Below are 20,474 nucleotides of genomic sequence, written 5' to 3'. Positions count from 1 at the left end.
GGCACGACTCGCGCCCGCCGAGGCCCGCACCCGCATGACCGCCGAAGACGTCGTGGCTCCTCTCCTCGCCGCGCTCGCGCTCGCGGCGTGCGGCGCGGCCGAGCCGGCGACCGCGCCGCCCGGCGCGGCCGAACCGCCTCCCCGCGCTCCCGCGACCGTCGCGCTCGGCCCGGCCCGGTACGTCGCGCAGCCCCACCTCGGCCTGATCGAACGCGTGGTCATCGACGGCCGGGAGGTCGACAGGGTGATCGTCAACGGCCAGCGCGCCGAGCTGCACGGCCTCGAGCGGCTCGAGCCGCTGGGCGCGGACCGCGTGGCGCTCGCCGGCGGCGCGGTGTTCCCCGCGTGGGCCCGGCCCGGCGCGCGCGCGGTCGGCGTCGCGCGCGTCGCGCGCTACCTGTTCTGGAGCGGCGGCGACCTCTACGCCGCCGAGAGCTTCGGCGGGGAGCTCCGCAAGCTCGCGACCCTGCCGGGCGACGTCGCCGGCGCGTTCCCGTGGCTCGACGGCATCGGGCTGCTCACCGCGGCCGGGAGCTTCGTCGTCCAGGGCGCGAGCGGCGCGCTGCGGCCGCTCGGCTCGCCGTCCCTCGTCGCGGCCGCGGCGGCCAGCGAGCGCCGCGCGCTCGTCCTGACCGTCTTCGGGCGCGCGCTCCTCACGCTGGACGCGGGCGCTTCGTACCGCGACGTCACGGCGGAGCTCGGCGATGCGATCGCGCTCGACGTCCGCGGCGAGGAGATCGTCGCCTCGCTGGCCTTCGGCCTCGAGCGCGCCGTCGAGCCGAGCGGTCGCCTCGGCGAGCCCCGCGCGCGGCGCGCGCCGCCGGCGGACGGCATCGATCCCGGGTGGCTCGGCCGCTCGCCCTTCGAGCAGCTCGCGGACGCCGTCGCCTCGGGCCTGCCGCTCGCCGACGGCGGGGCCGCGCTCGCCGTGGACGGCCTCATCGGCCGCGTCGACCTCGCCACCGGCCGCGCCTCGTCCGTCGCGCCGCTCCCGCCGGGCAGCGGCGAGTGCGCGCCGTTCCGCGCGGGCGACGCGCTGCTCGCCGTCTGCGCCGGCCCGGAGCGCGCGAGCGTCGTCGACCTCTCCAGCGACGCGCGCGCGCTCCGCGTCGAGCGCTCGTTCGAGCTCCTGCCCGAGCCGGCGCGGGCGACCGATCGCTTCGTCGGCGTCGACGGCGAGGCGCTCGGTTACGTCGGGCCATGCGAGGGGCCGCCGAGGCCGCGGATCGATCTCCGCGCGCTCTCTCAAGGGGCGATCGCCGGCGACGCGACGCAACAGAGCGCGGTGTTCTGCGTGCGGCGCGGGCCGGGGGACTGGGTCGAGCACCGCCTCGACGCGGCGGACGCAAGCGACGTCCTCGCCTGGATCCCGCGCCGCGGCGGGGGTGCGGTCGCCCTCATCGCGCGCCCCGGCACGTTCCTGCCGGACGGCGAGCGCGTCGAGGTGCGCGGCGCGCTGCGCGTCGTGCGGATCGCGCGGGGCGAGCCGCCGCTCCTCTGGCCTCCGTACGGCGAGGAGCGGGCGGAGCTGCTCTCGCGCGCGCTCGCCGTGCGCGCGGACGACGCCATCGAGGGCTGGCTCCCCGTGCACGGCTACGCGGCCGATCCCGCGCCGATCACGATCGACCCCGCCGGCCGGCTGCGCCGCCACGCCGTGCCGGCGCGCGCGCGCTCGATCGCGGCGTCGGGCCCCTTCGCGCTCGCCGAGACCGAGGACGGCGGGCTCTTCGAGACGATCGATCGAGGACAGCGGTGGGCGCCCGTCGCGCCGCCGCCCGGCGGCGGGGCCGCGCGCCTCGACGCCTGCTCGGCGGTGGGCTGCAGCCTCGGCACGCTCCTCCGGCTCGGGTGGGCGTCGGCCCCGCGCTCTGGCGGCGGCGGCGGCGTCGGAGGCCGCGCCGCGCCGCCGCCCGGCGCGGCGGTGGCGGAGCCGCCCCCTGCGCCACCCCGGCCCGACCGCGACAGGGCGGCGCGGCCCCCGGCGCCGCCGCCCCTCGCGCGGCTCGCCTGCACCTTCGCGGGGCCGCTCGACGCCGCGCGCGTGCCGGAGTCGTCCGGGTTCGGCGCCGTCGCCGCGCCGCCCTCGCGCATGGCGGGCACGCTGCGGCTCGGCACCCTCGGGATGCTGGCGCTGCCGTCGTTCAACGTCGGCCTGCCGGGCAGCGTTGCCCGGTCGGGCAGCGGCGGCCTGCCGGGCGCCTCCTTGGCCGACGCGGAGCTCGCCTGGATCGCGCCGCTCGACCTGCGCGCCGAGATCCGCCGCGCCACCGTACCGCTCGCGAGCGCCGGGCTCCAGCTCGCGTACCGGCCGTACGAGGCGCCGATCGGGCTCGTCATCGATCGCGACGGTCGCGTGGCCCCGGTCGCGGCCGGCCCGGCGGAGGTGTGCCTCGCCGGCCTGCTGGACGCCGCGCGCGTCACGCGGCCGATCGGCGGCTGCGCCCCCCAGCCCGCGGTGGGCGTCGATCTCGGCGATCGGGCGGTGTTCCTGAGCCCGCGGCACGACGGCCTCGCGGTGAGCTCGGTCGATCTCCGCGGCGCGCGCGGCGAGGCTCCTCTCGCGCGGCCCGCGGGCGGCGGGCCGCCTCCGGCGATCCGGGAGCTCCACGTGCAGCGCACCGCGCGCGCGACGGCGGCGCAGCGGGCGCGCTTCGCCTTCGGCGCAGGCGCTCGCGCGGGCGCGCCCGTCTTCGTGGCGGTGGCCGGAGACGGCGGCGCGGTGCTCTCGGCGGTCGACCCCGTGCTCGGCACCCTGGGGCCCGAGGAGGCCCTCGCCCCGCTCGGCGCGCTCGGCGCGGGCGGCGACCCCGCGTGCGCGCCGCGCGCCGGAGAGGCGCGCGTGGTCCTGTCGTTCGACACGGAGATCGGCCTCGTGCCCGGCGCGCTGCCGGGGATCACCGCGGCCGGGACGGCCGGCGTCGCGGTGATTCGGTGGTCGCGCGAGCGCGCGTGCCTCGACGCCGTCGAGCTCGTCGTGCGCGACGAGCGCTACGAGGGCGGCCTCGGCTTCCACGAGCCGCCCGGCGCCGTGAAGAAGCTCATCGCGCGCTTCGCGGGGCCGACGCCCGCGGCGCCGCTCGGCGCGCACGGCGGGCCCGTCGATCGGCGCGGGCGCGGCGGGCTTGGCCCCGCGGCGGCGCGGCGGAGCGAGCCGGCGCAGGGCGCCGGCGGCGGCACGCTCGTGCTCGTCCTGTACGGCCAGGAGAGCCGGCAGCCGGTGCAGTGCAAGGCGGTCGTGGGCGGGCGCTGAGGCGCGTGCGCCAGCGGCGAGCGCGACGAGGTGCTCGCCGAAACCTCCGAAGAGCCAGCCGACGAAGCAGGCGTCCGGCGCTGCGGTACCCCACGGATCGTGTGCACCGAAAACGGCACCCACAACGTGGTTGCTATCGGCGCCGGGGGAATCTCGGCGCTCAAAGGCTACTTCATAGGACCAATCTGCAAGGCGCCGTAGGACTGAATATGAGCGAAAAAGATAGGGAAGGAAACGCGCCGGGCTCCGGCACGGAGGGAATGGGCGTCGCTTCGGCTCCGCGCGAGTCGCGACCGAGCGGAGCGCCAAGGAGCTCGCGACCGCCCTCGCGTGCGCCGGCAACATCATGGCTCTGCTCGCGGCGCCGCGGGTCCTTGCTCGCGTGTGCTCCGGGGCAAGGCGTCTGTCTGCTCGAGACGAGATCGCGAAGGCGATGATCACGTTGATCGAGCGAGAAATTAGCCGCCAAGGCGCCAAGGACGCCAAGGACGCCAAGAACAAACCACAATCTTGGCGTCCTTGGCGCGCTTGGCGGTTCAAATTCCTGTTCTTTTCTGGGGTTTCAACCCGTTTGTCGTTCTAGGCTGGTAGGACACAGCCGTCCGGTGGTCGCGGCACGGTCGTGAGCCCTAACGAGACCGCAATGCGCCGGTCCCGGTGAGGCGGCGTACCTCCGCGAGACCACCGTGCGGTGGTCCCGGCAAGGCGGCGGACCTCCACGAGACCGCCGCGCGGTCGTCCCGGCAAGGTGGCGGATCTCCACGAGACCACCGCGGGGTGGTCCCGGCAAGGTGGCGGACCCTCGCGAGACCGCCGTGCTGCGGTCGCCGCCGCGCCGTCCGCCATCGCTCGGCTGCGCCGGGCCATGCATGCGGTGCGGTGTGCGCAGGCGGAAGGCGCGCCCTGGCTGCTCGCACGGAACCTCTTCCCGGCCCCCTCGCCCAGCGCGTACTTTACAGTCGAGGACGCGCACCCAGCGAGGAGATGCGATGCCGAGAGCACCCGCAAAGAAGCAGCCCGCCGGCAAGAACAGCGACAAGAACAACCAGAAGACGCCCGCCGCGGCGCCTGACCGCGAAGGCGCCGCGCCCGCGCTCCCGGGCTCGGCCGAGGCAGCCGCCGAGTTCATGGAAGAAGCGCGGCGCATCCCCGCGCGCGAGATCCGCCCGCTCCGCGCGGACGTCGCGCTCGTCCACCACAACGTCCGCGCGGGGCTCGACGCGGTGGGGCCGCACGAGGCCGAGCTGCTGAAGCTGCCCGCTCCCTTCGACCTCGGCGCGATGAAGTCGCTCGGCCGGCTCGCCCTCGGCCTGGTCTATGCCGCGGCGCAGGTGGACCGCTCGTCGCCGGGCACCACGAAGAAGCTCCTCCAGCGCGCGCACGAGCTCCGCGACCTCCTGCTCAGCGCGGCGGTGGCCCTCATGAAGGCGGGCGTCCTGCCGGCCCAGCGCGTGAAGAAGATCATGGCAGGCAGCGGCGCGCGCGACATGGTGCAGGACTGCGTGGATCTCGCCCAGCTCTTCCGCGATCACGCCGCGCAGGTCAAAGGCAAGACCGCGATCACCAGGGCGCAGATCGACGAGACCGCGGCCACCGGCGATGAGCTCCTCTCGCTCCTCAAGCCCAAGGGGGCCAAGGCCAAGGCGCCGGAGCCCGTGAAGAGCGCGGTGGAGGCGCGCGATCGGCTCTGGACGCTCCTCGGCCGGCGTCACGAAGAGCAGCTCCGCCGCGCCGGCATGTGGCTGTGGATCGGCGAGGTCGACGCGCACGTGCCGCCGCTGCTCGCGCGCACCGCGCGCAAGGCGAAGAAGCCGAACGGCAGCGGCGCGTCCGGCAGCGACCGAGGCGGCGCGCCGGACGAGGGCTGATCCCGGTGCGGGCCAGGAAGTGACGCCCCGCGCGCTCGTCGCTGTCCTCGCCGCCGTCCTCGCCGCGTGCAGCGCCGCCCCGGAGCGCCCTCCGCGCCCTGCGCAGCCGCGGGCCGCGGCGCTCGCCGACCCGCTCCCGCTCTCGCCCGCGCGCTACGTCCTCACCGAGGACCTCGGCGTCCTCCTCGACGCCGCCGCCGGGGCCGGCGAACGCGCGCCCGCGCCCCGCCCGGAGCCCGCGCTCTTCGAAGGGCGCCGCGTGCGCCTCGATGGCGGCGTCGTGCTCGCCGACGCCCCCGCGGCCGAGCTGCTCCGCGGGTTCCGGTCGATCCCGGCGCGCCTCGGGGGCGGGTTCCTCCTGTGGTCCGAGGGCCGCGTCTACCGCGCCGCCGACTTCCTCGGCGGGCTCACGCCCATCGCCGACGTCGGCGCCCCCGGCGGCGCGCGGCCGTACCTCGACGCGATCCTCCTGCGCAGCGATCGGGGGCTCCTCGAGATCGATCCCTCCACGCTCGCCGTTCGCCGCTTCGGCGCCGCGGGCGTGGTCGACGCGGTGGCCGTCGACGCGCGCCGCGCGGCGCGCCTCGACCTGTTCGGCCGCGCCTCGGTCACCCTCGACGGGGGCGCCACCTGGATCGACGTGCTCGAGACGCGCGGGCTCGCCACGTCGCTCCTCGAGGAGCAGGACGGCGGCAGCGCTGTCGCGCTCCTCGGTCCGCTGGGCGGCGCCGCGCTCCGCGTGAGCGCCGCCGGCCTCGTACCCGCGGCGCCCGCGCCGCCGCAGGCCGGGCCGAGCGCCTCGCTCTCGCTCCCGCCTGCGCGGGACCCCTCGCTCGGCGCCTCCTCGGTCCGCGCGCTCGCTCCAGCGGGGCTCGCGCTGGCCGCGGCGACCGGCGCGCTCCTCCCGGGCGGCCGGTTGCTCGTCGCTCGCGACGGCGGCCTCGTCGTGTTCGCGGCGGCGACCGCCCAGCCCCTCGCGGAGGCGGAGATCGAGAGCCTCGACCCGAGCTATGCGCGCTGCCAGCCGTTCCGGTCGGGCGGCGACGTCTTGCTCGCGTGCGCGCACGAGGCCGCCCAGGTGCTCCGGCTCGAGACGACGCTCTCCGCGCCACGCCTGGAGGCCACGTTCCCGCCCCGCAACCGAGGCCCCGATCCGATCGCGAGCCCGCCGGGCGCGTTCGTCGGCGACGATCGCGGTCGCCTCGCCTTCATCGGCCGGTGCGGCAGCGTCCCCCCTGGGCTCCACGACTTTCCGGAGAGCCCGGGAGACGCCGGCCCGACGGACGACGAGGCGCCGTGGCTCCCGCGCTTCGCGCGGCTTTCGCCGGACGAGCCGCGAGAGGACGCCGCGCGCCGCGAGCCCGCGGAGGAAGGCGTTGCGCGCGTGTGCGTGCGCGTCGGCGGCGGCCGCTGGGTCGAGCGCCGGATCGAGGGCGAGGACGCCGACCGCCTCTACCGCTGGATCGCCGGCGAGCGCGGGACCGTCACCGCGCTCGTGCTGGAGGCGCCGGAGGGGCCGCGGCCGCGGGCCTCCGAGGAAGAAGAGGAAGAAGAGGAGGAAGAGAGCCGGACCCCCGAGGGCGAGGAGGAGGACGGCGCGCCGCGGGGATCGCCTCCCGGCCCCCCCGCGCGCGGGCGCGACCGTCGTCCTGCGGGTCCGCCCGAGGGCGTCCGCGTGGTCCGCGTGCGCGATCGCGACCCGGCGCTCGCGGGCGGCGCCTTCCCGGCGCTCGCGGGCGGCGCCTTCCCGGGGTCCGCCGGCGCCGCATCGCCGCGCCTCGTCGACACCGATTTCTGGGAGGACGACGACGGCGCCGTGCGCGGCTGGCTGCACCTGCCCGAGGAGGCCGACGGCGTCTCGCCCGCCCGCGAGGCGCTGCCGGAGGCGGGCTCACCCGCGCGCGCCCGTCGCGCGGCGCGGCTGCTCTCGCGCCGCCGCGGCGGCCGCATCGCCGGCCTGCGCATCGACGCGCGCGGCGGTGTCACGGTCTTTCCCCTCCCGGCCGGCGTCCAGAACGTCGTCGTCGGCGGGCGGTTCGCGCTCGCCGCCACCGGCGACGACCCGCCGGCCTTCTTCGAGTCGACCGACGGCGGCCGCTCGTGGCGCCCGGCCGAGGGCCCGCCCGCACGCCAGATCGAGCCTCCCTTCGACGAGGGCGCCCCCTTCGCCTGCTCCCCGATCGGCTGCGCGATGGGCGAGCACGGCCTCGTCCGCCTCGGCTGGGGCGGCCCTCCGCCCTCGCCGCGCAGCGCGCCGCCGCCCTTCGCTCCTGCGGTGAACCCGGCGCTCCGCGCCGCGTCTCCGCCGCTCGTCTTCTGCCGCCTCGACGACGACCCCTCGTCCTTCCCGCCGCCGTCGGCCGCCCCGGCGCCGCCCCCCTCGGGTCGCCGCGCTCCCCGGGGCACGCCCGCGGCAGGGGGCGAGCCCGCGGCGGCCCGCCCGCCCGGCGGCGCGCCCCCCGTCGTCTCGCTGTCGACCGCCCCGTCCTCGCCCCTGGGTGCGTTTCGCGACGGCACCTTCACCGCGAGCGTGCTCCTGCCGTTCGCGCGCGCCGGAGCGCCGCGCCGCCTGTCGCTCCGCGACGGCTCGCTCGGCGCGGCGTCCGGCGACATCGTCCCCGTGCTGCTCGCGCCCGGCGCCAGGGCGCCCGCGGATCTGCTGCTGCTGTTCGACGCGAGCGGCCCGCACGGGCGGCGCGGCCTCCGCGTGCGCGCGGGCGCCGAGCCCCCGGCGCTCCTGCCGTTCGACCACGCCGGCACGATCGCCGCCGCGGTCGAGCTGCCGGGCGGCGAGCTGCTCGCCCTCGACGCCGGGAGGCGCAGCTTCGTCGTCGCCGTGCGGCAGGGCGCCTTCCCGGCGTTCGGGCTCGCGCGTGTCCCCGAGCTCGCGGGCGCCCGCCTCACCCTGGGCCGCCGGCTCGACGCCCCTTTCGTGGCCCTCGTCGGCTACTCCGTCGCTTCCGGGGAGGTGGTCGCGGGGCCGATCGACGTCGCCCGTGGCCAGATCGGTCCGCTCGAGCCGCTCGGGACCCTCGCGTCGCTCGCGGAGGTGGGCGCCGGCGGCTGCGGCGGCGCGCGACCGTCGCACCGGTTCATCGCCGAGCTGCCCGCCGCGCTGCGGGTGGCCTCGAGGAGCGGGGCGCCGCTGTTCGAGGGGGACGCCCCCGCGTCCGCGCTGCTCTCCGGCGGCGGCGGCGCCCTGTGCGTCGAGGCGATCGAGATCCGCGCCGCGGCCCGGGGCGGGCTGGACCTCGGTGTGGTCTTCGGCCCCGACGGCGCCGCCGCGCTCCGCGACGGCGGGGGCGGCGGCGGCGTGAGGCTCCGCTGCGAGCTCATACGAAACCGGCCATGACGGGCGGCGAGCATCCGGAGATTCCGCGTCGGCGGGCCTCTCGTGCTAGGGTCCGCCAATGCCCGCCCTTCGATCCTTGGCTCTGCCGATCGCGGTGGCCGCGTCGATGCTCGCGCTGAACGCATGCTCTGAGCGGCCCACCAGCTTCCCCGATCGCGACGGTGTCATCGCCGCCCAGGCCGAGTGGTGCTCCGCGCTCGCCAAGCTCCAGCGCACCGGTGCGTCCTGGGAGCACCTCAACGCGTGCAAGGCCGCCTACCCGACCTCGTCGCCCACGTACCTCCGCGCGATGACGAGCTGCTTCTCGCGCCGCATGGAGGCCGCCACCGAGAGCTCGCCGGACCGGAGCCAGATCATCCTGGAGTGCAACGACGAGGTGGCCGTCAAGCTCAACCCGGACGAGCCCACGGCGGCGCCGGTCATCGAGTCCCGCTGCGCGCGCATGGCCCGCTGCGAGCGGGTGCCCGTCCCCGCGTGCAAGAGCGCGTTCAGCAAGCTCGAGGGGGCCCAGCGCGCGATGTTCACCACCATCTACAACGCCGCCGGCCGCTACGAGATCGTCGACTGCCTCGAGAACGCGAGCTGCACCGACAACGAGGAGGCGGGCCGCCAGGCCTGTTACAAGCCCACCTCCGACGCGCTGCTCTGGTTCCCGGACTGAGCCCCGCGCGCTCGCGGTCGTCGCCTCGTCCACGCTGGCGGTGATCTTCTCGTCCACGTCGCCGGTCCTCTTCGTCCGCGCCGCCGGCCCTCTCGTCCGCGTCTCGTTGCCACGAAATCCCTGGTAGCGTGCCGCGCATGCGAACCGCCCGATCTCGAACCGGTCCCCTGTCTCAGCTCGGCGCGCGGCGTCCGCGCGCCGAGCGTCCCCACGCCCGCCCCGCCGCGACCCGGCCCGGCGCGGCGCGCCGCCTCTTCCTCGCCGCGCGCGTCGTCGCCGCCGCGCTCGCGCTGATCGGGGCGTGGCTGCCCGCGAGCGCCGCGCACGCGGCGGGCACCGTCACCATCGTCGACCGCTCGCCCAAGGAGGACAGCGGCCGATGGAAGCTCAAGATGACGATGAACTACGGAGGGATGCCGCACCTCGGGCACATCCCGATGCTGTTCTCGTTCACGCCGACGATGCACTACGAGCGAGCGCTCACCGACAAGTCGCCCGAGACCCCGGTCCTCGTCCGCATCCCGCTCCAGAACCAGCAGTCGATCAACGAGAGCATGGACGTCGGCTTCTCCGACGGCAGCGGCAAGGTCTTCGCGATCACCAAGTTCGACTTCGTCCTCCGGCGCGATCGTGGCTTCGAGGCCGGCGAGTACGAGCTCGTGATCAAGCGCGCGAGCGACGGCGTGCAGATGGGGCAGAAGCAGAAGATCACCCTGCAGGGCGACAACCCCGTCATCGATCGCCGCGCGATCGTCTTCAGCGGCGAGAAGAAAAAGAAGGACGAGAAGGCGGACAAGGCCGAGGCCGGGAAGAGCGACGAGCCCGCCCAGGATGAGGCGTCCGAGGGCGCGCCCGCGGAGGGCGCCGACGAGGCGGAGGCGCCCGTCGACGACGCGCCGCCGGACGAGGCGCCGCCGCCGGTGGAGCCCAAGCAGGGCGGCTGCGGCTGCCGGCTCTCGCCCGACGAGGCCGCGACGCCCCTCGCCCTGCCGCTCGTCGCCCTCGGCGCGGCCGCCGCGCTCGCGCGAAGGCGCGGCGAGCGCCGCGCGCGCCGCGCCTGACGGCGCCCGCGCCGCGAGCGCCCGCGCCGCGAGCGCCCGGGATCGGGCGAGGCGGCCTCTGTGCTGGACGTTTCGCGCGCGGCCTGGGCCGGCCGCGCCTGCAGCACATCGTGATCGCGCTTGCAGGGACCACCCGAGCGCGCAGACAATCCCCGGCCGACGCCCGCTGTCCGCGACTCCCTCGCGGGCCCCGCCGTCCCCAATCCAATCGATGAGCTCCCTAGTCCCTGCCCACCAGCACCCCCTGCTGTACGCGATCTTCGTGCGCGTGTGGCTCCACGAGCTCTCGCGCGCCGCCAAGGCCAGGGTGACGCTCGCCAGCGTGCCCGACGCGGCGCTCGACCGGCTCGCCGCGCTCGGGGTCGACTACGTGCACCTGATGGGCGTCTGGACGCTCGGCGAGGAGGGCCCGCGCCGCTCGCTCACCGATCCCGACCTGCGCGCCGAGTACGACCGCGTGCTGCCGGACTGGACCGAGGCCGACGTGGCCGGCTCCCCGTTCGCTGTCGCGCGCTACGAGGTGAACCCCGCGTTCGGCGGCGACGCCGGCCTCGCGGATCTGCGCCGGCGCCTCGCGGCGCGGGGCATCGGGGTCATCCTCGACTTCGTGCCCAACCACGTCGCGCGCGATCACCACTGGGTGAAGGAGAAGCCCGAGTTCTTCATCGCCGGCGACGACGGCGCCCCGCTCAGCGGGCGCGACCCCTACATCCCGCCGTGGCCCGACACGGCCCAGCTCGACTACCGCCTCGCGGCGACGCGCGCCGCGTCCGTCGAGGCGCTCCGCGGCGTCGCGTCGCGGTGCGACGGCGTCCGCTGCGACATGGCGGTGCTGGTGCTCGACGACGTCTTCCGGCGCACGTGGTCCAAGCGCCCGCCGGTGGAGCGAAAGGCCGAGGCCACCGGCGAGTTCTGGGCCGAGGCCATCGACGCCGTCCGCCGCGACCACCCGAGCTTCGTCTTCATCGCCGAGGCCTTCTGGGACCTGGAGTGGCGCCTGCAGATGCTCGGGTTCGACTACACCTTCGACAAGAGCCTTTACGATCGGCTGAGCCACGCCTCCGCGTCGTCGGTCCGCGGCCACCTCGCGGCGACGCCCGACTACCAGCGGCGGAGCGTCCGCTTCATCGAGCACCACGACGAGCCGCGCATCGCCGCCGTGCTCCCCCCGGATCGGCGCCGGGCCGCCGAGTTCATCGCGGCGACGGTGCCCGGGATGCGGTTCATCCACCACGGCCAGCTCGAGGGGCGGACGGTGCGCGCCTCGCTGCACCTCGCCCGCGCCCCCGAGGAGCCGGTCGATCAGGCCTGCCTCGCCTTCCACGAGCGGCTGCTCGCGGCCGTGCGCCGCCCCATCCTGCGCACCGGGAGCTTCGCCACGCTCACCGCGCGCGGGCCGGGCGCCGACGCGTTCGTCGCCTACCGGTGGGAGCCGCTCCCGGCCTGCGGCGCGCCCCGGAGCGCGGCGCCCCTCGTGGCCGTGATCAACTTCGCCCCGTCGCGCAGCGGGTGCCGCATCCCGCTCGACATCGCCGGCATCGCCGGCCGCAAGGTCCTGCTCGCCGACCTCATGACCGGCAACGAGCACCCGCGTGACGGCGACGAGCTCGTCGATCTGTCGCGCGGCCTCGGCGTCGAGCTCCCCGCGTACGGCATCCACCTCTTCGAGATCCGGCACTGAGGCGCGCTTCGCGCCCGGGTCGTCCAGGGCTCTTGGAGATCCTGATGTCCGATCCTGGCGCGGGCGCGCCCCTCCGCCTCATCACCATTCCCTGGAGCCACTTCTGCGAGAAGGCGCGGTGGGCGCTCGATCGCGCCGGCGCGCGGTACCGGGAGGACGCCTACCTCCCGCTCGCCCACGCGCTCCCTTCGCTGAGGGCCGGCGGGCGCCGCTCCGTCCCGGTGCTCGTCTCGCCGGCGGGCGTGCTCGCCGACTCGACCGACATCCTGCGCTACGCCGACACGCTCGTGCCGCCGGAGCGCGCGCTCTTCTTCCAGGGTCCCCGCGAGCCCGACGCGGGCCGCGCCGAGGTCGAGGCGCTCGAGCAGCGCTTCGACGCCGACCTCGGCCCCGCGACCCGCCGCGTCGCGTACTTTCACCTCCTGCCCGACGCGGAGGGCGCGTTCGCCCTGATGGGCGGGTCGTTCCGCTCGCTCGAGGGCGCCGGCGCGGCGCCGCCCTGGTGGTTCGGGCGCGGCACCTTCCGCGCTTACTACCCGGTCGCGCGGGCGGTCATGAAGCGCGTCATGCGCATCGACGCCGCGTCCGCCGAGCGCTCGCGAGGCAAGCTCCGCGCGGTCTTCGACGCGGTGAACGAGCGCCTGCGCGACGGGCGCCCGTACCTCGTCGGAGACCGCTTCTCGGCCGCCGATCTCACCTTCGCCGCGCTCGCCGCGCCGCTGCTCGCGCCCGAGCACCACCCGTCGCCGCTCCCGCCGCCCTCCGAGCTGCCGCCCGAGCTCCGCGCGCTCGCCGAAGGGCTCCGCGGCGAGCCGGCCGGCGCCTTTGCCCTGCGCATGTACCGCGAGCACCGGCGCGCGAGGCCCGGGCGAAGCGCCGGCGGGTGACGCTCGACGCCGCCCGGCCGCGGGCCGGCGCGCTCGCGCGAGCGGCGCGCTCACGCGAGCGCCGGCACGCCCGCGATGAGATCCCGCGCCGCAGGCCCTGCCTTCAGCGGGTCGCGGTGCGCGCCGAAGTGCCGCGCGTGATCCCGGATCGCGCCGATCGCGGCCTCGGGGGCGAGGCCGTGCCGGGCGCGCAGCCACGCTGCCAGCACGACGCCCGCGCGGCCCGCGCCGGACGCGCAGTGCACGACGGCGGGCGCGCCGCTCGACTCGGCGCGCCTGAGGGCGTCGAGCGCGCGCTCCAGCGCGCCGGGCGAGGGGAGCGCGCCGCCGTCGAGCGGCACGTGCGTCACCCGGAGGAACTCGCGCTGGTAGCGGCCAAGGAGCGGGATCCGGTGGAGCGCCAGCTCTCCCTCGTCGAGCAGGCAGAGCACCTCGCGCATCCCGTGCCGCGCCATGAAGGCGAGCCACGCCTCGACGGGCGCGTCGCTCGGATCCGGGTGAGCTGCCGGGCTCGGCGGCGCGACCACGGACGAGCGGATCCCGGAAGCCGACCAGCTCGCCGTCCCGAAGCCGGGCCGCTCCGCGCCGTGGACGATCCGGTCGAGCGGCGACGCGGGCGCGAAGTTGAAGGGGGCCGGCGTCGCCTGCTCGTGCGCGCTCCGGTAGAACAGCTCGAACTCCGCGACCGACGCCTCGAGCTCGGGGTCGTCGATGGAGCCTGGCCGCACGCGCCGCACCTCGGCGATGGCCTCGGCCGCCGGCCTGCCGAGCGACACGAGGCGGCACGCCAGCACGACGCCGGTGCGCCCGACGCCGCCCTCCCCGTGGACGGCGATCGGCCGCGGCGCCCGGTCGAGGAACGCCACGGCGCGGAGGAGGTCCACGCTCGGGATGCGCGTGAAGTCGGCGAGCGGGCAATGCAGGTGGATGAGCGGGCCCACCGCCGCAGGCGGCGGCGCCCGACGCGAGAGCGACACCAGGCTGCGGAAGCCGAGCTCCGCGAGCTCCTCGACCGCCTGGGGCGCGTGGGGATAGGCCATGCCGGCGAGCTCGCCGGGGATCACGAACGAGAAATTTTCGAGCTCACTCATGGCCATCGCTCAGTGCGCAGGAGGTCGTGGCGCGCGCCTCGGGGTGGGGCATCCGTCTGCACCTCACCTCGAGGTCGCAGCTCGTCGCAGCGCTTCGCCGCCTCGCGCTGCGAGGCGACCGGGAGCGGCTGCTCCGGGCCGTCGGGCGGCGGCCGCTCGTCCGTCCTGCGGGCGAGCGGGGCGCCGGGCGGGCGGCGGCGGCGAGGCCGAGGACCGCCGAGAGCGTGGGCCTGGGCGCAAGGGCATTCCTCATGGTGGGTGAGCATTGTAACGGCAGTTCACCGCCGCATGGCAGCCGTCACCGCGGGGCGGTTCGCCCAGGTAGCGCCGACCCGCGCGAATCGCGGACGGTACGGGTGAATCGCGGACGGCGCGGGGAGCTGGATGGTGCGGCTGACTCCGGAGGGGCGGCTCGCCGGGGCCGCGCCCCGACGATCGCACGTCGCTCCTGGTTCCCTCGGCACGGTCCGGCGTGTATGAAGGGCCCGTGGTCCGCTTTGCCCTCGCCCCGACGGCCATCGCGCGTCCGCTGATGCTCGTCGCGCTCGGGCTGGGCGCGGCGCGCAGCGGCGCCATGCGCTCGCTCGGCGCGAGCCGCCCGCGGCGGGCGGTGACGGGGGAGACCGCGGCCGATCCGGGCGCCCTGCTGGAGTGCTTCGAGCCGCTCCGGAGGTGGCTCGAGGAGCAGAACGAGCGTGAAGTCTGTGGGTGGTAACTGAGCGTGGGTGAGCGTAGGTGAGCTGTGCGCGTCTTCGTCGCCGTTGATCCGGGAGCCGAGCTCCTCGCCAAGGTCGGAGATCTCCTGCGGGAGATCTCGCCGCGGGCTCCGTCCGCCAAGTGGGTGGAGCCTGCCGGGCTGCATATCACGCTCGCCTTCATGGGCGAGATCGGAGAGGAGCGCCTGCCGCTCGTCATCGCCGCGGCCGGGAGCGTCGCCGCGTTCCACAGGCCGCTCACGTTGCGCATCGAGAAGGGCGGCGCGTTCGGAACGCGGCGTCGCCCGCGCGTGCTCTGGCTCGGCGTGGGCGGCGCGGTAGGCGCCCTCACCGCGATCCACCGCGACCTGGAGCAGACGCTCTCGATGTCGACGGGCTACGTCCCCGAGGACCGGCCGTTCGAGCCGCACCTCACCCTCGCCCGCTCGCGCGATCCGCGCGGCGATCCGGCGCTCGACGCCTGCGCTCAGGCGGTCGGCAGCGTCGACTTCGGCGAGACGCGGATCGAGGAGATCATCGTCTACCAGAGCGAGCTGACGCCGAAGGGGGCGCGCTACACGGCGCTCGCGCGCGTGCCGCTCGAAGGGATCGGCGCCCCCGAGCCGGCGCGCTGAGCGTCGTCTCCGTGGAGGCGCTGCGCTCCGTCCCTCGAGGAGGACGGCGTCTCGCTCGGGCTCCTCAGCGCTTGCGCGGCCCGGCCGGAGGGATGAGCCCGAGGCGCACCGCCTCCTTGTAGGTGAACGATCGGCTCAGCCCGAGCAGCCGTCCGGCCGTCGCCGCGTTGCCGCCTGCTGCCCGGAACGCTCGGGCGAACGCCTCGCGGCGGGCCCTCTCGAGCGCCTCTGCCAGCGGCTCCACGGGCTGCCCCAGCGGCGCGTCCGCGAGCCGCAGCCGCTCCCCGGGGAGCTCGATCCGCGGGGCGAGCGGGCGCTCCGGCGCGGCGCCGTCGATGTCGTCGAGATCCTCGCGCCGCACGATGAGCGCCCTGCCGGCCGCGCTCTTGCCCTCCGCGATCGTCCGGCGAAGCACGGCGCGCTCCACGGCGTTCTTCAGCTCGCGGACGTTGCCCGGCCACGCTCCCTGCGCGAGCGCGCCCAGCGCCGCCTCGGTGAAGCCCACCCGCCCCGCGCCGAGCTCGGCCGCGAGCTCGGCGGCGAAGCGCTCGCAGAGGGCGGGGATGTCCTCGCGCCGCTCGCGCAGGGGCGGCACGCAGATCGGGTAGACCCAGAGCCGATGGAACAGATCGGCGCGAAAGCGCCCCTCGGCGACCTCCCGCCGGAGATCGCGGTTCGTGGCCGCGACGACCCGCGCGTCGACGCGGCGCGCCCGGTCCTCGCCCACGGGCTGGATCTCCCCCTCCTGCAGCGCGCGCAGGAGCTGCGCCTGGGCCGAGAGCGGGAGCTCGCCGATCTCGTCGAGGAAGATCGTCCCGCCGTGCGCCGCCTCGAACCTGCCAGCGCGCGCGGCCGTGGCGCCGGTGAACGCGCCTCTCCTGTGGCCGAAGAGCTCCGATTCGACGAGCTGCGCGGGGAGCGCCGCGCAGTTGACGATCACGAGCGCCCGGCTCGCCCGGGGCGATCGCTCGTGCAGCGCGCGGGCGACGAGCTCTTTCCCCACGCCCGTCTCGCCCGTGACGAGCACCGGCACCGACAGCGGGGCGAGCACCGCGATCTCGCGCTCGATCCGCTGCATCCCGGCCGGGCGGCTCGCCGGCGCGCTGCGGCTCGACGCCGGGCCGATCGCGCGGCGCGCCTCCGGGCTGGCGTCGAGCGACCCGGCGCCGGCGTCGAGCCGCAGCGCGCCGGCGCAGAGCCCCGCGAACACGCGCGCGTCCTCGTCGCGCAGGCCGCGGAGGCCGTGGGGATCGCAGGCGTCCAGCGTCAGCAGCCCGGCGAGGCGGCCCTGCACGTGCAGCGGCACGGCCATGCAGGCGTGGATCGGATGGATCTCTCCGGGGTTACCGAGCAGCCAGCCGCTGTAGGGGTCAGGCTCGCTCGGGTCGAGGAACCGGATCGGCCCGGCCGCCTGCGTCGCCCTGTGGAGCCGCGGGTGCTCCGCGGGCCGGAAGCTCATCCCCAGGGCGGCCGGCGACAGCCCGATCTGCGCGGCGACGCCGACCGAGCCGTCCTCCGCCGCCGTGAGCACCGAGAGCGCGTCCGCCGCCGTCACCCGCGCGAGCGCGCGCAGGATCCGCTGCAGCGCCTCGTCGCGGGCGGGCGCTTCGGACAGGCTGAGCACGGCGTCGAGCAGGGTCACGCGGGTTCCTCGAGGAGACGGAGGCGACGGAGGTTTCCTGTCGGAGACACCGGCAGGAGACACCGTGGGGTGCAGCGGAGCAAGGCGCGCGTCGGGGCGGCGCGCGGGTGGGCGCCGCCGGAGCGGCAGCCCTCGGCAGCCGGCGGCGGTTTCCCACGGGAAACCGCCGCCCGTCGCCGGGCGCGCCGACCCGGCGAGGATCGGCGCGATCCTCGGAGAAACGCCCCTGGCACGGCCCGTGCGAACGTTAACGTTCTGGCGCGCGCCGATGGGCGAATCGACCGCCGACGACGGGTAGCACGGGCACGGCGCCCGTGCCTGGAGGTTTGTCATGGGATTGAACGTTGGCTTGCTGCGGGAGAGCTTCGAGCTCGTGATCGAGAGGGCGCCCGACCTCACGCACCGTTTCTACGGGATCCTGTTCTCTCGGTATCCGCAGGTGAAGCCGCTCTTCGGGCGCAATAGCCAGGAGCAGCAGGAGAAGATGCTCACCGAGGCGCTCGCCGCGGTCATCGACCGGCTGGAGGACGCGTCGTGGCTCGAGGAGAAGCTCATGGCGATGGGGGCAAAGCACGTCGACTACGGCGTCACGGACGCGATGTACCCCTGGGTCGCCGACGCGTTGATCTCCGCGATGGCCGAGGCCGCGGCCGCGGACTGGTCCCCGGCGCACCAGGATGCGTGGGCCGACGCGCTCGGCGCGATCGCCTCGCTCATGCAGCGCGGGGCGAGGGAGTACGGCGGCGCGAGGCCCGACGCGCCGCCCCCCGCGGCGCACGCGGGCGGCTAGCTCTACCGCGGGAAGTCGGCCGGCGGCGTCACTCCCCCATCGCCTTCACGACGACGCGCTTGCGCCGGCCGCCGTCGAACTCCGCGTAGAAGATCTGCTGCCAGGGCCCGAGATCGAGCTTCCCCGCGGTGATGGGCACGATCACCTGGTGGTGCACGAGGATCGATTTGAGGTGAGCGTCGCCGTTGTCCTCGCCGGTCCTGTGGTGCTTGTAGTCGGGCCCCTCGGGGGCGAGCTGCTGGAGCCACGCCCAGATGTCCTCCCAGAGGCCCGGCTCGTGGTCGTTCACGAACACGCCTGCGGTGATGTGCATGGCGCTCACGAGGACCATGCCCTCCTGGATGTCGCTCGCGGCGACGACGGCCGCGACGCGCTCGGTGACGTTGATGAGCTCGCGCCTGGCCTTCGTCTCGAAGTAGAAATAGTCGGTCTTCGACTTCATGGCTTCTCCCCGGCGCGGGTCACGGAGCGTGACGGAGCGCCTGTGATCGACGATCGCGCCGCGTTCAGGGATAGAGCCGCTCGACGCGCCAGCCGTCGCCGTGGCGGACGTACACCACGCGGTCGTGCAGGCGGTTCTCCTGGCCGTACCAGAACTCGACGCGCTCCGGCACCACCCGGTAGCCGCCCCAGAACTCCGGCCGAGGCACCGGCCGGCCCTCGAAGCGGCGCTCGATCTCGCGCACCCGATCGAGGAGCGCCTCGCGCGAGGGCAGCGGCGCGCTCTGCCGGGACGCCCACGCGCCGATCTGGCTGCCCCGCCCGCGGGTCTCGAAGTAGGCGTCCGACTCCGCGTCGCTGACCCGCTCGATCCGCCCCTCGACGCGGATCTGCTCCGCGGCCTTCGCCCAGTGGATGCACAGCGCGGCGAACGGGTTCGCCGCGAGATCCGTCGACTTGCGGCTCTCGTAGTTGGTGAAGAACACGAACCCGCGATCGTCGATGCCCTTCAGCAGCACCATCCGCGCCGAGGGGCGCCCGGACGCGTCCGCCGTGGCCAGCGTCATGGCGGTCGCGTCGGTCGGTTCGGTGGTTTGCCGCTGCTCGAGGAGCTCGCGCGCGAGGACGAACGGATCGGTCGGCTCGGTGATCATGGTGAAACGGTGCTCATGGTGAAATTGCGTCATGCATATACAAGCAGAGCGCGCCGCTGGCGAATCCGCGATGCGCGCGAGCTCGGGTGGCCGTTGGCCGGGTGGCAATGGCGGCGCGGCGGCTTCCCTCGCCCTCGCTGATTTCCGGCAAAGCTCGCGTTGTCGCGCACGCGCTGTTTTGATACTAGCGGAGGGGCGGAGCGAGGGCGTGCATGGTCGTACCGGTGAGCGTGGGGGACGTCCTCGCGGAGAAATACGAGGTCGAGCGCGTCCTCGGTGAAGGCGGGATGGGCGTGGTCGTCGCCGCCCGCCATCTCCTGCTCGGCGAGCGGGTCGCCATCAAGTTCCTGCGGCCCCAGGCCCGCGAGCGCGCGGACCTCGTCGCCCGCTTCCTGCGCGAGGGGCAGGTCGCGGCGCGGATCCGGAGCGAGCACGTGACGCGCGTGTACGACGTCGGCACGCTCGCGCACGGCGAGCCTTACCTCGTGATGGAGTACCTCGAGGGGACCGACCTCAAGGCCGTCCTGCTCGATCGCGGGCCGCTCCCGGTCGCGCTCGCCTGCGACTACCTGCTCCAGGCGTGCGACGCGCTCGCGGAGGCGCATGCGCTCGGCATCATCCATCGGGACCTGAAGCCGGGCAACCTGTTCCTGACCCAGCGGGCCGACGGCAGCCCGCTCATCAAGGTCATCGACTTCGGCATCTCCAAGATGGCCCTCGCGGCGGAGGCGACCGCGCCCAAGGCGCACGACATGACCGAGAGCTCGACGATGCTGGGCTCGCCGTTCTACATGGCGCCCGAGCAGATGGTCTCCTCGAAGAGCGTCGATGTGCGGGCCGACATCTGGTCGATGGGCGCCATGCTCTATCAGCTGCTCACGGGCGCCGTCCCCTTCCGGGGCGACTCCCCGATGGCCATCTACGACCGCATCCTGGAGGGGCCGCCTCGGCTCGACACGCAGCGGCCCGACGTGCCCGAGCGCCTCGGCTGGGTGGTCCAGCGCTGCCTCCAGAAGAGCCCTGCCGATCGCTTCGGCAACATCGCCGAGCTCGCCGCCGAGCTCGCTCGGTTCGCGCCGCCGCACGCGCAGCACCTGGCCGATCGCGCCGCGCGCGTGCTGCAGATCCGCCTCGACGCGGGCGCCGAGGCGGGCCGCGCGCCTGGGCCGCCCCGGCGCTCGAGCTCCACGTCGCCAGGGCCCGCCGGCGGGAGGCCGTCGTCCAGCGACCCGGATGGGAAGGGCGTGGCGGCCAGCTCCGCGTGGGCTGGCGCGCCCACGGCGCTCCTCTCGGACGGCGCGGCGACGGATCGCTCCTGGGGCGGCACGCGCGCCTCGTCGGGCCAGGGCGGCGGGGCGCGCGCCCTGGGGATCGCGGCGGCCCTCGCGGCGGCGCTCGTGGGCGCCGCGGGGCTCGCCTGGCTCGTGTGGTTCGCGCTCCGCGTCCCCGCGTCGGGTGTGGCGCCGCTCGCCGCGTCGGCGCCCTCGGAGGCGCCGCTTTCGCCGGAGGCACCCTCGCGCGACGCGGCGGCGCCCGCGGCCGATCTGGCTGCGGGCAAGGCGGCCGAGCTCCTCGACGGCGGCCCTGCGCCGCCGCCTCAAGCGCCCGTGTCCGAGGTCGCTACCGCGCGGCCGACCGCGAGCGGGCCTGCTGCGCCGCGGCCGCCGGGGTCGTCGAAGGGCGCGCGGCCGTCGGGGCGGCCCCCGCCGCCGACCCGCCCCACATCGACCGCGCCGCAAGACTTCTTTTCCGATCCGCGATGACGTC

15 protein-coding genes are annotated in these 20,474 nt (G+C 75.8%); 11 read left to right on the top strand and 4 right to left on the bottom strand.

The features are described from left to right. Window positions 1-34 precede the first annotated feature (34 nt). From WMF27_RS25305 to WMF27_RS25275, 7 genes are all read left to right on the top strand, one after another. The gene (locus tag WMF27_RS25305) at window positions 35-3,250 is read left to right on the top strand and encodes a hypothetical protein (protein WP_437766319.1); all 3,216 of its coding nucleotides are present in this window, start codon (window positions 35-37) and stop codon (window positions 3,248-3,250) included. A 989-nt stretch (window positions 3,251-4,239) separates the two neighbouring features. Beyond that, a complete protein-coding gene (locus tag WMF27_RS25300; RefSeq protein WP_437766320.1) occupies window positions 4,240-5,118 on the top strand; it encodes a hypothetical protein in 879 nt (292 codons plus the stop codon). 19 nt (window positions 5,119-5,137) lie between these two features. Then, entirely contained in the window at window positions 5,138-8,470 is a 3,333-nt protein-coding gene (locus WMF27_RS25295; RefSeq protein ID WP_437766321.1) for a hypothetical protein, read from the top strand. A gap of 58 nt (window positions 8,471-8,528) precedes the next feature. Next, window positions 8,529-9,131 (top strand): hypothetical protein, encoded by a 603-nt coding sequence (locus WMF27_RS25290; RefSeq protein WP_437766322.1) that lies wholly within the window; start codon window positions 8,529-8,531, stop codon window positions 9,129-9,131. Window positions 9,132-9,268: 137 nt separating this feature from the next. After that, window positions 9,269-10,192, top strand: a complete 924-nt coding sequence (locus WMF27_RS25285; protein WP_437766323.1) for an MYXO-CTERM sorting domain-containing protein — start codon at window positions 9,269-9,271, stop codon at window positions 10,190-10,192. A gap of 211 nt (window positions 10,193-10,403) precedes the next feature. Continuing rightward, window positions 10,404-11,873, top strand: a complete 1,470-nt coding sequence (locus WMF27_RS25280; protein ID WP_437766324.1) for an alpha-amylase family glycosyl hydrolase — start codon at window positions 10,404-10,406, stop codon at window positions 11,871-11,873. A 44-nt stretch (window positions 11,874-11,917) separates the two neighbouring features. After that, window positions 11,918-12,760, top strand: a complete 843-nt coding sequence (locus tag WMF27_RS25275) for a glutathione S-transferase family protein (RefSeq protein ID WP_437766325.1) — start codon at window positions 11,918-11,920, stop codon at window positions 12,758-12,760. 50 nt (window positions 12,761-12,810) lie between these two features. Here WMF27_RS25275 and WMF27_RS25270 read toward each other — a convergent pair whose 3' ends face one another. Further along, window positions 12,811-13,851, bottom strand: coding sequence for a phosphatase domain-containing protein (locus WMF27_RS25270; protein ID WP_437766326.1), 1,041 nt, complete (start codon window positions 13,849-13,851; stop codon window positions 12,811-12,813). Window positions 13,852-14,338: 487 nt separating this feature from the next. On the opposite strand from WMF27_RS25270, the gene WMF27_RS25265 reads away from it, so the two are divergent. Both WMF27_RS25265 and thpR read left to right on the top strand, forming a co-directional pair. Further along, complete coding sequence (locus WMF27_RS25265) at window positions 14,339-14,566, top strand: M2 family metallopeptidase (protein ID WP_437766327.1); 228 nt, start codon at window positions 14,339-14,341, stop codon at window positions 14,564-14,566. A gap of 27 nt (window positions 14,567-14,593) precedes the next feature. Then, complete coding sequence (gene thpR, locus WMF27_RS25260; protein ID WP_437766328.1) at window positions 14,594-15,181, top strand: RNA 2',3'-cyclic phosphodiesterase; 588 nt, start codon at window positions 14,594-14,596, stop codon at window positions 15,179-15,181. A 64-nt stretch (window positions 15,182-15,245) separates the two neighbouring features. On the opposite strand, the gene norR is transcribed toward thpR, so the two are convergent. Beyond that, complete coding sequence (norR, locus tag WMF27_RS25255) at window positions 15,246-16,823, bottom strand: nitric oxide reductase transcriptional regulator NorR (RefSeq protein ID WP_437766329.1); 1,578 nt, start codon at window positions 16,821-16,823, stop codon at window positions 15,246-15,248. A 331-nt stretch (window positions 16,824-17,154) separates the two neighbouring features. On the opposite strand from norR, the gene WMF27_RS25250 reads away from it, so the two are divergent. Further along, window positions 17,155-17,613, top strand: a complete 459-nt coding sequence (locus tag WMF27_RS25250) for a globin domain-containing protein (RefSeq protein WP_437766330.1) — start codon at window positions 17,155-17,157, stop codon at window positions 17,611-17,613. 28 nt (window positions 17,614-17,641) lie between these two features. Here WMF27_RS25250 and WMF27_RS25245 read toward each other — a convergent pair whose 3' ends face one another. Both WMF27_RS25245 and pdxH read right to left on the bottom strand, forming a co-directional pair. After that, on the bottom strand, window positions 17,642-18,055 hold the full coding sequence (locus tag WMF27_RS25245) for a secondary thiamine-phosphate synthase enzyme YjbQ (RefSeq protein ID WP_437766331.1): 414 nt from the start codon (window positions 18,053-18,055) through the stop codon (window positions 17,642-17,644). Between the two features lie 64 nt (window positions 18,056-18,119). Next, entirely contained in the window at window positions 18,120-18,707 is a 588-nt protein-coding gene (pdxH, locus tag WMF27_RS25240; protein WP_437766332.1) for a pyridoxamine 5'-phosphate oxidase, read from the bottom strand. 212 nt (window positions 18,708-18,919) lie between these two features. Here pdxH and WMF27_RS25235 point away from each other — a divergent pair, with 212 nt between their 5' ends. Next, window positions 18,920-20,470: a serine/threonine-protein kinase gene (locus WMF27_RS25235; RefSeq protein ID WP_437766333.1), complete on the top strand. Its 1,551-nt coding sequence runs from the start codon at window positions 18,920-18,922 to the stop codon at window positions 20,468-20,470. Window positions 20,471-20,474 lie beyond the last annotated feature (4 nt).

Source organism: Sorangium sp. So ce281, from assembly GCF_051527395.1.
In the GTDB taxonomy this organism is placed as follows: Bacteria; Myxococcota_A; Polyangia; order Polyangiales; family Polyangiaceae; genus Sorangium; species Sorangium cellulosum_B.
The sequence above is the reverse complement of the archived record's forward strand: the minus strand, read 5'-3'. Positions and strand labels throughout refer to the sequence as shown.